This window comes from Pseudidiomarina piscicola (genome assembly GCF_902806985.1).
Classification (GTDB): domain Bacteria; phylum Pseudomonadota; class Gammaproteobacteria; order Enterobacterales; family Alteromonadaceae; genus Pseudidiomarina; species Pseudidiomarina piscicola.
The window spans coordinates 13,719-26,063 of sequence record NZ_CADCXY010000008.1; the positions used below are offsets into that span (position 1 = coordinate 13,719).

The window sequence follows — 12,345 nt, forward strand, 5'->3', positions numbered from 1 at the left end:
AAAATATGTCTGATTTAATGACTGGCCAATCGTTCAGCGATTTTGGCCTACCTGAAGCTGTGCTTAATCAAGTTGAAAGCATGGGCTTTACCCAACCTACTCCTATTCAAACTCAAGCAATTCCTGCCCTATTAGAAGGCAAAAATGTCTTGGGTGAAGCGCAGACCGGTACCGGTAAAACGGCAGCTTTTGGCCTGCCCGGTTTGACCTTAGTCGACCCTAAGGTTCGTCAAACACAAATGTTAGTTGTCGCTCCAACACGTGAGCTAGCGATTCAAGTTGCAGAAGCTATTACCGAATTCGGTAAGAAAATGCGCGGCCTAGAAGTTGCAACAGTTTACGGTGGCGCTGCATTTGGTCCACAAATTAAAGCTTTACGCACTGGTGCACAAGTTATTGTGGGAACACCTGGTCGCTTACTCGATATGCTGAAAAAGGGCGTGCTGAAGTTAGATGCATTGCGCATGGCTGTATTGGACGAAGCTGATGAAATGCTGAACATGGGCTTTATCGACGATATCGAAGCCATCATGGGAGCGGTACCAAGCACTTCGCAACGCACGCTATTCTCGGCGACCATGCCGAATGCAATTCGTAAACTGGCGAAAACCTTCCTGGTAACGAGCGAAGGCGAGCAACCGATATCTATTAAAATAGAAGCCAAAACGGCAGCGAAGTCAACGATCCGTCAACGTGCGTGGCAAGTTCGTGGTATCACGAAAATGATGGCACTGACGCGGTTACTAGAAACCATGGAGTATCAGCGTGTATTGATCTTTGTTCGTACGCGTAACGATACTATGGAAGTGACCGAGTTGTTGCAGTCTGCGGGCTTCAAAGCTTCACCTTTGAGTGGCGACTTGAACCAAAGCCAACGTGAGCAAACAGTCAACCAGCTTCGTAGCGGCAAAATTGAAATTCTTGTTGCGACAGACGTTGTTGCACGTGGACTCGATGTTCCGGAAATCACCCATGTTGTAAACTATGATTTGCCAGGTGACACCGAGTCTTATGTTCACCGTATTGGCCGTACTGGCCGTGCTGGCCGTAGCGGCGAAGCGATCTTATTTTTCCGCCCACGTGAGAAGCACTTACTGCGTCACTATGAACGGTTAACGAACAGTTCAATCGAGTTCTTTGAAGTGCCTAACGCGACAGAGCTAAGTGCTCATCGCCAGGCGTCACTGCAACAGAAAATTGTGAACAAAGTTGAGAAGGGCGGCTTGGAGCAACTCACTGCTATTATCGAAAAAATGCAAGAGCAGACTGAGCTAAGTGCCACTGAAATCGCTGCAGCCTTATTGGCACAACAACAGCAGCGTCCACTGATTGTGTCAGCAGACCCAGCACCGAAGAAATTCGCTGAGCGCGCTGATCGCAACGACCGTGGCGATCGCAAGCGTCAAGACAAACGCGCAAGTTCGCGTGACCGTCGCGATGCGAGTGTCGAATTTGATACCTATCGCATCCAAGTTGGTCGTGACCACGGTGCACGTCCACAGGATATCGTTGGCGCTATTGCGAACGAAGCTGAAATGGATAGTAAATACATTGGTCAGATCCAATTATTTGAAAATCACAGTTTGGTAGAGTTACCTAAAGGTTTGCCAACTGGCGTATTACGCATTTTGCAACGGGCGCGTGTGCGTCAAACGCAGATGGGCATGGAACTTGCTGATCAAGCTATTCCACCGCGCTCGCGTAACCCTCGAGGCGACCGTCCAGCACCGAAGGGCCTTGCTCGTGGTGGTGAACGCCAGCCGCGTGGTGAGCGTCGTCAACGTCGCTTCCAGTAAGCGCTAGCGTAAAGAGAAAAAGGAGCTCACCGAGCTCCTTTTTTTATGCTGTTACGACCTCGGTAAACTTTCTAGAAAGGCTTGGGCTTGGTCGATAATTGCTGCCTTATCGTCAGGTTTACGCTGCTGCCATTGGCTCAAAATAAGCGACATTCGTTGGTTACTTTTAAGCTTTTCAAAATGCTGGTCAATAAAATTCCAATACAACAAATTAAATGGGCACGCGTTAGCACCGAACTTGCGTTTTACGTCGTAGTGACAGTTGTGGCAGTAATTTGACATCTTGTTGATGTAGCTACCACTGGAGACATAAGGTTTGCTCGCCAGCTTCCCAGCATCGGCAAATTGACTCATTGAGCGTGTATTGGGTAATTCAACCCATTCGATAGCATCAATATAAATGCCTAAATACCAACTATCTACGGCGTCTGGATGGGTGCCCGTTAGCAACGCAAAATTACCGGTCACCATGAGCCTCTGAATGTGATGGGCATAAGCATGATCAAGCGACTGTTGAATACTATGCTGCAGACAGTTCATTTTGGTTTCGCCATTCCAATAAAACGATGGCAGTGGCTGGTGCAGGTCAAAAAAGTTAGTGCTACTGTAGGCGGGCATAAAGTGCCAGTAAATGGCGCGAATGAACTCACGCCAACCAATAATTTGCCTGACAAACCCCTCAATTTGATTCAGAGAAATGCGCTCTGGGTCGTTTTGCCACGCATCAATCGCTGCTTCAACAACCTCTTTGGGAGCTATCAGCTTAGTGTTTAGTGCAAACGACAAGCGTGCATGGAATAGCGTCCACGAGTCGGTGTGCATCGCATCTTGATAGTCGCCAAAGTGGCATAGCAAGTGACTGACAAAGTAATCAAGCAGTTCCAGTGCTTCGCCGCGGTGAAGGGGCCAAATAAAACGTTGGGGCTCGATGTTGCCCATGGTACCTATGCCCTGTTGCTCTATAAGTTTGACCAAAGGGGTCACATCATGGGCAAATAGTAAGGGTTCGGGTAATGGATCTTTGGTACCCAGCGACTTTCTATTCTGTTTGTCGAAGTTCCACTGCTCACCGACTGGCTGGTCACCGTTCATTAGATAACCCGTTTGCTTGCGCACCCGCCGGTAGAAATACTCCATTAGGTAGCTGTCTTTATCGCCAAACCAGCGAGTTAAGCTATCCCGTTCAGTAAGGAAGTGCTCGCTGTCATACCAGTCGATGGTAGCCTTGGACGTTGCAGACCATTGGCTAAGCATATGATCGAGCCGGTATTCATCAGGTTGTTGTAGTAAAACCTGGTTACACTGGGTGTGTTTAATCACGGCATCAAGGTTATCAAGCAACTTTTGCTGATTTTGTTTGTTATCTAAAGCAAGGTAGAGAACCTTGTGTCCTTTATCCGCCAAAGCACTGGCAAAGGCTCTCATGGCAGCAAAGAAACCGACAACTTTTTGAATATGGTGGCGGCAATAATCGGTTTCTTGACGCATTTCAAACATCACAAATAACCGGTGCTGCCGAACCTCTGCAAACCAGCTATGCTTGCTATTCAATTGGTCGCCAAGAACCAAAGCGACTTCAGCGAATTGTTCTGTAGATAGATCGGCAATGCTGGTGAGGCAGTCGGAATGCAGTTCATTCATTGGTGGTGCTACCGTTTCTTATGTTTAGGAGATTCTGTACTACACTAGCAGTCAACTACGGCGTAAGTTGTGGAAAAGATCGCAATTTTACCCCTTAAACATAGCCACACACGGCAGAATTTGGCATCATGCGCAGATTCATCGGTGAGTCTTACAGGCAGGAATAATAATGCAGCCAGTTAATGTTATTTGTATCAAGTGGGGCCAAAAATATGGCTCGGATTATGTTAATACACTTTATTCGATGGTGAGTCGTAACTTATCTCGACCGTTTCGATTTGTCTGTTTGACCGATGATAACGATGGCATTCGAGAAGAAGTCGAAGTGAAGCCGATTCCAGAGGTAGGCTTTGAGGACTTTGATCAGCGCAAGCCTTGGACTTTTGGTCACGGCTGGTTGAAACTGACATGCTTCGCAAAGCCGCTGTATGATCTTGAAGGGCCCACCTTATTCCTAGATTTAGACATTGTCATTGTGGGTAGTTTGGATGAATTCTTCGAGCCCGAAGGTGACTTCCTGGTGATCAAAGAGTGGGACAAATCGGATGCGACGGGTAATACGTCAGTATTCCGCTTCACCATAGGAGCACACGTTGATGCGCTTGAGCACCTTAAAAACGATCCTATCGGCTCACGCAAGGAAGTACGCAATGAGCAGGAATTTATCACCCAATTCGTCGATCGACAGGGTAAGCTGAGCTATTGGCCAGCTGAATGGTGTCGTAGCTTTAAGCGCCATTGTTTACGTCCATTTCCATTAAGCTTCTTCCAGCAACCGCGGATTCCAGAAGGTGCGAAAGTGATCATTTTCCATGGCCGTCCGCATCCTGATGATGCTGTCGCTGGGCGCAGTGGTAAGTGGTATCGCAAAGTGCTACCAACGACCTGGATCAAAGAATACTGGCGCTAGTTGAATGACTTGGCTTTATCGTCTGCTGATACGCACATGCGTACCGTTAGCCTTTGTCTATTTATGGCTACGAGGCGCAAAAGCACCTGCTTATCGACGCCGTTGGCGTGAAAGGTTAGCGTTACAAGCGATTCCGATTCAAGCACGTCACGGGTTACTCATCCACTGCGTGTCGGTAGGTGAAACCGTGGCGGCTCGACAACTGATCGAGCGGTTACTGCAGCAGTACCCGAGTTTGCCAGTGACGCTATCGTCAATGACACCTACCGCATCTGAACTCGCGCGGTCACTCTTTGGTGAACGGGTTCACCATCTGTATTTGCCACTCGACACACCAGCAGCGATGCAGCGTTTTTTTAATAAACTGGCCCCCCGTGCGGTGGTTATCTTAGAAACCGAACTTTGGCCGAGCCTTTTACAGCAAGCCACGCGACGCGACGTGCCCGTCATATTACTGAACGCTCGAATGTCCGAAAAATCCGAACGCACCTACCACAAGTACGGTTGGCTACTGGGTCCGATATGGCAGCAATTAACCTGGGTGGGCGCGCAAAACGAAAGTAGCTACGAGCGCTTTCGAGGTCTGGGCGTCGGCACTGAACGTATTGGAGTAAGGGGCAATCTTAAGTTTGATAGCCAAGCGCCTGCCGAGCTATTAGCTGAGGCCGCGACACTTAAACATCAATTACAGCGGCCTATTGTCGTGGCTGCGAGTACGCACAATGGTGAAGATGAAATTGTGCTTGCTGCCTACCAAAAGCTACTACACAGTCAGCCCGACGCCTTACTGATACTGGTGCCTCGTCACCCGGAACGTTTTGCTGAAGTTGCCAGCAAAGTTGAAGCTACGGGGTTTGCTTTAGTGCGACGAAGTTCAGGACAATTACCGCAGCCCAAGCAGCAGGTATGGCTTGGCGATAGCATGGGTGAATTGTTACTTTGGTATGCTGTAGCCGATGTAGCCTTTATCGGTGGTAGTTTGATAACGCGTGGTGGGCATAATCCGTTGGAGCCACTGGCCACCAACACGCCGATTGTTACCGGCCGTCATGTGTTTAACTTTGCGGACATATTCGAACGTCTTGAGCGGGTTCAAGCCGTGCGTTGGGCCGAAGATGCGAAAGAGTTGGCTGAGTGTTGGCAACAGCTACTGACCGACGACGATTTGTGTTTTCAAATGCAACGGGCTGCAACCGAAGAATTTGCGCAGGACCAAGGTGCGACTGCAGCCATGCTGACTGATATTGATCAGCTTTTGGTAAATGATGAACAACGCCCAAACGGCACCGAACTGAAATCTGCAATGGAGTTGAACAGTATGAAAAATATAGCCACTTATTCGCCCCATAAAGCGGCTGAAGTTTGGTATGACCGGCGGGTGTTTGACTCCTTCGAAAATGACTTTTTTAGCGCCGAATACTGGCGCCAAAAAGGCAAAATAAAAGGTTCAGCAACAGGGCGCAGCACCGCTTGGTTTATTGATAATGGCGAGCAAGGGATGTTACTTCGACATTACTATCGAGGTGGACTGGTCGGCAAAGTCAACAAAGATCGTTTTGCTCGCGAAGTGGTTTCGAACAGTCGGGCTATGGCTGAGTTTGAGCTATTATTACAGCTTCGTGAGCGTGATTTACCAGTGCCTAAGCCTTTGGCTGCGCGTTTTGAACGTGCTCGCATTTGGGGCTATCGCGCCGACATCTTGGTCGAAACCATACCACATACCCAAGACGTGTTTCGTCTACTTGGGCAACGTTCACTGACAAGTGAAGAGTGGTTCAGTATCGGTGCGGTGATACGTCAGTTTCATCAACAAGGCGTTTACCATTCAGACTTAAACTGTCACAACGTGATGCTTGATAAGCTGGGTAAGGTTTGGTTAGTCGACTTTGATAAATGTGAATTGCGGCCAACAGGCGAGTGGCAGCAAGATAACCTAGCGCGTCTATTACGGAGTCTCGTTAAAGAGACGACTAAAGCAAAAGAGGCCAGCCGCGAGTTCCATTGGCAGGAACAACGCGACTGGCCTCAACTTATCGCTGGCTATGATAAAGCAAATAAACTTTAGTCGCGAATTTGACCGGTACCGGTGACCACAAACTTCTCTGTGGTCAGGGCTTCAAGGCCCATAGGTCCATAGGCGTGCAGTTTGCTGGTAGAAATACCAATTTCTGCGCCTAAGCCTAATTGCCCACCATCGCTAAAGCGTGATGATGCATTCCACATGGTCACCGCAGAGTCGATATTGCGAATAAAGCGCTGTGCGGTTGCTTCATTTTCTGTTGCAATAACTTCAGTATGGCCACTACCAAAGTTTTGGATGTGTTCCATGGCACCATCAAAGTCAGCAACAGTGCGAACTGCGATCTCAAGCGCTAAGTATTCTTCACCGAAGGCATCATCAGCGATAACGTCTGGCTCGTTAAAGTAGCTTGCCGATTTTTGATCGCTATGGATTTTAACGCCTTTGTCTTGCAACGCTTCTGCGACGCGAGGTAAGAACTCGGCTGCTACCGCTTTATGTACTAATAACCCTTCGAGGGCGTTACAAACACCGGTGCGTTGCGTTTTACCATTCAACAGCAGTGCGAGGGCTTTATCTAAATCCGCATCTTTATCGACATAAAGGTGGCACACACCTTTGTAATGTTGAATGACTGGAATTTTACTATTATCGCTAACGAAGTGGATTAAGCCTTCGCCGCCACGCGGTATGACCAAATCGATGGAGTCGTCTTGCTGTAACAGTTCAAGCATTAACTCGCGATCTGGGGTTGGAACAACCGTGATCACATCTTCAGGCAAGTTACACTCACGTAATGCTTCATGAAGGGCCGCAGCGATAGCTTTACTGCTATCAATGGCTTCACGGCCGCAGCGCAAAATAACCGCATTACCTGATTTGAAACACAATGCACCAGCGTCCGCAGTTACGTTCGGGCGTGCTTCATAAATCATGCAGATAACACCAAGTGGGATACGCATTTTTTCAATCACCATACCGTTTGGGCGGGTGTTGAAAGGTTTGCGGCTACCAACCGGGTCCTGCAGCTCAATGATTTCTTCGATGGCAGTTGCCATGCCTTCGATACGCTCAGGGTTTAGTTGCAAACGGTCGAGCATTGAGTCAGATAACTGTTTTTCGCGGCCTGCTTTCATATCGTTTTCGTTCACTTCAAGAATTTTATCTTGATGCTTACGAATGGCATTTGCCATGCTTTGTAGAACTTTGTTTTTTTCATCTTCAGTCAATGTTGCGACTGCACGCGCTGCGACAGCAGCGCGTTGAGAAATTTCTTGTGCTACGGAGTTACTCATTCATCCTCCAAAATCATTAAGTCGTTACTTTCGATCACTTCAGTGATGGGGCTATAACCAAACTGTTCGGCAATGTCACTGACCTCTTGGCCTTTAATGTGAATCAATTCATGCGAACTGTATTGGCATATGCCTTTGGCCACGGCCTCGGCATTGTCGCCATTGCGAATTACTACAGCATCACCGCGGTTGAAATCACCTTGAATATCAACAATACCCATAGTGGTCAAAGATTGGCCATTGACAACACCTTGCGCCGTTTCAGCATCCACGACAATTTCGCCCTGCGAAACTAACGTATGACGTAACCAATGCTTTTTATTTGTCATCGGGTCTTGTTGACGACTAAATAGAGTGCCTGGGTTTTCGCCTTGTAATAGCCGCTCAAAGGTTTCGCCTTTACGACCATTGACAATATAAGTGTCAATGCCATGGGACGTCGCTTTCTCTGCTGCTTCAATCTTCGTGCGCATACCGCCCGTTGCGATTTTATTGGTGGTACCGCCGGCCAACGCAAAAATTTCCTCGGTGATGGTATCGACCACAGGAATTTTCTTGGCATCAGGTTTGACGCGTGGATCCGCGTCGAACAGACCATCAATATCTGAGCAAATAAACAGTGCGTCCGCATCAACCAGTGTCGCAACCATGGCGGCAAGGTTGTCGTTGTCGCCGACTTTCATTTCGTCAGTGGCGAGCGCATCATTTTCATTCACAATAGGTAATACATCGTGGTCTAACAATGTGTGCAATGTATTGCGGATACTGACGTAGCGCGCTCGATCACGGAGATCACCGTGAGTCATTAATACTTGGGCACAGGGAAAGTCAAAAAAGCGTGACCAATTCGCCATCATGTCGGTTTGACCGACGGCAGCCATTGCTTTTTTCACGGTGACTGGAATAGTCTCGCTGTCAAAAGTGATGTGTTTACGTCCGGCAGCAGCGCTGCCCGATGACACTAAGACAACTTCTTGCCCGCGTTCATGACATTCAATGATAAAACGGGCAATGGCTAATAAGAATTTACTGCTCGTTCCTGTATCGTCTGGCGCAATCAAAGCACTGCCTACTTTCACAACAGCACGCTGCCAGGAAGGCATTTTCATAGTGGCTCCCTACTTGAAAAATTCGTTCGTAGTCTAACAGAATACAGGGTGTTTCTCTAGCTTCGAACTATAACTGGTGTGTATGTTGATCATAGTTTAGTAAAATTTAGGAAATGGCGCCTAAATTTTCGGCAAAAATAAGATTAAGATAAAAAAAAGCCCCTAAGGCTAGGGGCTGAACAAGAACTTATTGGCTAGGCGGTGTGTAACCTTCGATTTCAACATCACGGCCTTCGAAAAGAAACGCTTTCATCTGTTGTTCGAGGAACTCGCGAGACTTTGGGTCCATCAAATTTAAACGGTTTTCATTAATCAGCATAGTCTGCTTTTTTTGCCACTCGGCCCAAGCCTCTTTTGAAATATTTTCAAAGATTTCCTGACCAAGCTCGCCTGGGTACATTTGAAAATCCAAGCCCTCAGCTTCTTTCTTTAAGTATTGACAATAAACGGTGCGACTCATAATTACCTCAACGCTGGTTTGATAAAGATAATAGTACGCATTATGGCTAATGCTGACAAACTTATCAGGTATTAATTTGCTGTAAATAAGTGCGAATCGGAGCTGGCAAACCAACACTGTCTAAATCGGTGAGAGCAACACGCCGATAGTGTTGTGATGGTGCTAGAGTTTGGCGCCATACGGTGGCATGCAGTTTGTAGTGACTGAAAGTGTGTTTAAAATGTCCATCCGGAGTGCCTTGCGCGGCAGCTTCTAGTTCCGGTAAACACCATAAGTTGGGCCAGACGCTATCGCTGCCACGTTTTAATAACAGTATTCCAGCGTCATTAATATCTAAAGCAAAGTAGCCGGAGCGAGTAGGGGTTGCCTTTTTCTCGGCACGTTTAGGGAAGTCTGTGACCGTATTATCTTGGTAGCTACGGCAAGTGAGGCGAAATGGACAATCGCCACATTGGGGTTGGGTTGGCTTGCAGATGGTTGCACCCAAGTCGAGTAACCCTTGCGCAAAACGGCGGCCATTACTTTGCGGAGTGTAATGTTCGGCAAGGGCCCAAAAGTAACGGTCAAATGAGCTTTTATTGACTAAGAAGGGCAAACTAAAGAGCCGCGCAAATAGCCGTTTCACGTTGCCGTCGACAATTGCCGCTGAGGCATCAAAGGCAAACGCCCGTATTGCTCCTACGGTATAGGGGCCGACACCAGGGATTTCGCGTAGTTGATCCGCGTTCTCTGGAATTTTTCCTTGATAGTGCTCAACTACGGTCATTGCCGCAGCATGCAAGTTTCGAGCACGGCGGTAATAGCCTAAGCCTTGCCAAAGTTGCATAACATCATCTTCTGGCGCGTCCGCGAGTGACTGCACATCAGGAAACCGCTCTAACCAACGATTAAAGTACGGGATCACGGTTTGCACCTGCGTTTGTTGCAACATTAGCTCACTAACGAGAACATGATAGGGATTATTTTCCGTCTGCCAGGGTAAATTATTTCGACCATGGACTTGTTGCCATTGAATCACCTGTTTCGCAAAGTCGTCAGCAGCGACCACCGAACATGCTTTTTGAATATAAAAATCAATAGACTGCATGAAACTCCAAGAATCTGTTTTAATCTCGTTATGAATTACGTAAAGGTTTTGTAAACCTTAAAGATTTTGCTAAAAAACGAGCAAAATTTACTTATATCGTATATAGTAATGGGAAATCGAAGTCCATTCATAGAGAAATTAAAGGAGCGTCTCGTGAATCGTATCGCCGCAATTTCAGTAGCAGTATTAGCCGGTCTTTCTGCAACGGGGACCGCATATGCGCAATCCACGTCAGAAGAAGGCCAGTGGTACCTTGGTCCGCGTCTTGGTTCGTTTGGTACAGACTCTGACCGTGTTGCCATAGATAACAACCAACTTCGCACCTTTAAAGGCGGTTTTGATAGCGCTTTTGCTGGCCTAGAAGCTGGCTTCCAGTTTACGCCAGAGTGGGGCTATCGTGTCTACTACGATTACCTGCGTGGCGATCTGCATAATGCAGACTCTGCGACAGGCCGAGTCTTTGGTGTCGATGTTCTGTATAACTTTACCGACAATGTTTATGGTAGCTTAGGTATTAACAACACCGAACTTGGTGATGTTTCAAATCGCTTCTTGCGTGCTGGTGCCGGCTATCGCGAACAGTTGAATAGCAACTGGCAATTATTCGTTGAAGGTGCTGTGCAACAGAACGACGGTGACCTGACAGAATTCATGGTGATGACAGGTTTACGTTATTACTTCGGACAGTCGGCTGCACCAGCACCTGCGCCAACACCCGCTCCAGAGGCGGCACCTGTTGACTCAGATGGTGATGGTGTAATGGACGCAAATGATCGTTGTCCGAACACACAGCCGGCCTATAAAGTCGATTCATACGGTTGTGTAATGTACCGTAATGAAACAGTGACGCATGAGCTACGTATCAACTTTGCGTTCGACTCTGCTGTGATTCCTACGGGCGAAAAAGCCGAAATCCAAGATACGGCTGAATTCTTGAAAGAGTTCCCACAATTGGATATTCGCATCGAAGGTCACACTGATAGCGTTGGTACCGTTGAGTATAACCAAGGCTTATCAGAGCGTCGTGCTAAATCAGTAGGTGAAAGCCTGATTTCTGATTTCGGTATCGAGCAAGAGCGAGTAAGTACCATTGGTTTCAGTGAAAACCGCCCATTGGTGCCTAACAACTCTGCTGAGAACCGTGCGAAGAACCGTCGCATCGAAGCACAAATGTCGGTAACCAAAGAAGTTCCGATTAAAGAAGACAACTAAGTCTTTATTGCTGTTAGAAAAGGCGCGCTGAGCTCTGCTTAGTTGCGCCTTTTTTGTCTTAAACTGAGAACAAATAACCACCATGACCAATAAACCAACCACACAAGACAACCTAAGTGACGCGCAAGAACAAGGCCGTTATATCCGCAAAGTTAGAAGCTTCGTAAAGCGCGAAGGGCGCTTAACCAAAGGACAAGCCGCAGCGCTTGCGCGCAGTTGGCCGACCATGGGGTTAGCGCACGCCGACGGTATGTTAAACCTAGATGAGGTGTTTGGCAGAAGCGCTGAAACCATCGTGGAAATAGGTTTTGGCATGGGCCAGTCATTAGTTGCTATGGCTGCGGCAGCACCAGAAAAAAACTTTATTGGAATTGAAGTCCATCGGCCCGGTGTTGGGGCGTGTCTGCTAGAAGCTGAAGAGCAGAGGGTTACGAACTTACGAGTGTTTGAACACGATGCTGTCGAAGTACTCAATGACTGCATTGCTGATTCCGCGTTGGCCGGTGTCCAAGTGTTCTTTCCTGATCCCTGGCATAAAAAGCGCCACCACAAGCGACGTTTAATTCAGCCTGATTTTGTTGAACAGTTACGGTTGAAGTTGCAAAAAGGCGGGGTGTTACACCTAGCTACAGACTGGGAAAATTATGCGGAGCATATGCTTGAGGTAATGCGTTCTGCGCCGCAGTGGAAGAACTTGTCACCGACGAATGACTATATTCCAAGGCCCGAGGAACGCCCGTTAACCAAGTTTGAAAAACGCGGTGAGCGCCTTGGTCACGGCGTTTGGGATATGAAGTTCAGCCGCTGCGATTAAT

10 protein-coding genes are annotated in these 12,345 nt (G+C 47.8%); 5 read left to right on the forward strand and 5 right to left on the reverse strand.

Annotation, left to right across the window (positions count from 1 at the left end; all coding sequences use genetic code 11):
• The first annotated feature begins 5 nt into the window (after positions 1 to 5).
• Positions 6 to 1,796 (forward strand): DEAD/DEAH box helicase, encoded by a 1,791-nt coding sequence (locus PSI9734_RS11290; RefSeq protein ID WP_173921232.1) that lies wholly within the window; start codon positions 6 to 8, stop codon positions 1,794 to 1,796.
• A gap of 51 nt (positions 1,797 to 1,847) precedes the next feature.
• Here the strand turns inward: PSI9734_RS11290 and PSI9734_RS11295 are convergent, their stop codons facing one another.
• Entirely contained in the window at positions 1,848 to 3,437 is a 1,590-nt protein-coding gene (locus PSI9734_RS11295; protein ID WP_173921233.1) for a cryptochrome/photolyase family protein, read from the reverse strand.
• A gap of 169 nt (positions 3,438 to 3,606) precedes the next feature.
• Here PSI9734_RS11295 and PSI9734_RS11300 point away from each other — a divergent pair, with 169 nt between their 5' ends.
• Positions 3,607 to 4,347, forward strand: coding sequence for a glycosyltransferase (locus PSI9734_RS11300; RefSeq protein WP_173921234.1), 741 nt, complete (start codon positions 3,607 to 3,609; stop codon positions 4,345 to 4,347).
• Positions 4,348 to 4,351: 4 nt separating this feature from the next.
• Entirely contained in the window at positions 4,352 to 6,412 is a 2,061-nt protein-coding gene (waaA, locus tag PSI9734_RS11305) for a lipid IV(A) 3-deoxy-D-manno-octulosonic acid transferase (protein ID WP_173921235.1), read from the forward strand.
• Here waaA and PSI9734_RS11310 read toward each other — a convergent pair.
• The 4 genes from PSI9734_RS11310 to mutY form a co-directional block, all read right to left on the reverse strand.
• Positions 6,409 to 7,662, reverse strand: a complete 1,254-nt coding sequence (locus tag PSI9734_RS11310) for a glutamate-5-semialdehyde dehydrogenase (protein ID WP_173921236.1) — start codon at positions 7,660 to 7,662, stop codon at positions 6,409 to 6,411. The two genes, waaA and PSI9734_RS11310, sit on opposite strands and share 4 nt — an antisense overlap.
• Positions 7,659 to 8,771 (reverse strand): glutamate 5-kinase, encoded by a 1,113-nt coding sequence (gene proB / locus PSI9734_RS11315; RefSeq protein ID WP_173921237.1) that lies wholly within the window; start codon positions 8,769 to 8,771, stop codon positions 7,659 to 7,661. Before proB ends, PSI9734_RS11310 begins: the two co-directional genes overlap by 4 nt.
• 187 nt (positions 8,772 to 8,958) lie before the next feature.
• Positions 8,959 to 9,231: an oxidative damage protection protein gene (locus PSI9734_RS11320; RefSeq protein WP_173921238.1), complete on the reverse strand. Its 273-nt coding sequence runs from the start codon at positions 9,229 to 9,231 to the stop codon at positions 8,959 to 8,961.
• A 64-nt stretch (positions 9,232 to 9,295) separates the two neighbouring features.
• Positions 9,296 to 10,318, reverse strand: coding sequence for an A/G-specific adenine glycosylase (gene mutY, locus PSI9734_RS11325; RefSeq protein ID WP_173921239.1), 1,023 nt, complete (start codon positions 10,316 to 10,318; stop codon positions 9,296 to 9,298).
• Positions 10,319 to 10,471: 153 nt separating this feature from the next.
• Between mutY and PSI9734_RS11330 the strand changes: the two genes are divergently transcribed.
• Together PSI9734_RS11330 and trmB are read left to right on the forward strand one after the other, a co-directional pair.
• The gene (locus PSI9734_RS11330) at positions 10,472 to 11,530 is read left to right on the forward strand and encodes an OmpA family protein (protein WP_173921240.1); all 1,059 of its coding nucleotides are present in this window, start codon (positions 10,472 to 10,474) and stop codon (positions 11,528 to 11,530) included.
• Between the two features lie 82 nt (positions 11,531 to 11,612).
• Complete coding sequence (gene trmB / locus PSI9734_RS11335; protein ID WP_173921241.1) at positions 11,613 to 12,344, forward strand: tRNA (guanosine(46)-N7)-methyltransferase TrmB; 732 nt, start codon at positions 11,613 to 11,615, stop codon at positions 12,342 to 12,344.
• Position 12,345 lies beyond the last annotated feature (1 nt).

Bases quoted from the DNA above. Each gene is read 5' to 3' on its own strand.
- PSI9734_RS11290 (WP_173921232.1), top strand. From the start codon at position 6: ATGTCTGATTTAATGACTGGCCAATCGTTCAGCGATTTTGGCCTACCT.
- PSI9734_RS11295 (WP_173921233.1), bottom strand. From the start codon at position 3,437: ATGAATGAACTGCATTCCGACTGCCTCACCAGCATTGCCGATCTATCT.
- PSI9734_RS11300 (WP_173921234.1), top strand. From the start codon at position 3,607: ATGCAGCCAGTTAATGTTATTTGTATCAAGTGGGGCCAAAAATATGGC.
- waaA (WP_173921235.1), top strand. From the start codon at position 4,352: ATGACTTGGCTTTATCGTCTGCTGATACGCACATGCGTACCGTTAGCC.
- PSI9734_RS11310 (WP_173921236.1), bottom strand. From the start codon at position 7,662: ATGAGTAACTCCGTAGCACAAGAAATTTCTCAACGCGCTGCTGTCGCA.
- proB (WP_173921237.1), bottom strand. From the start codon at position 8,771: ATGAAAATGCCTTCCTGGCAGCGTGCTGTTGTGAAAGTAGGCAGTGCT.
- PSI9734_RS11320 (WP_173921238.1), bottom strand. From the start codon at position 9,231: ATGAGTCGCACCGTTTATTGTCAATACTTAAAGAAAGAAGCTGAGGGC.
- mutY (WP_173921239.1), bottom strand. From the start codon at position 10,318: ATGCAGTCTATTGATTTTTATATTCAAAAAGCATGTTCGGTGGTCGCT.
- trmB (WP_173921241.1), top strand. From the start codon at position 11,613: ATGACCAATAAACCAACCACACAAGACAACCTAAGTGACGCGCAAGAA.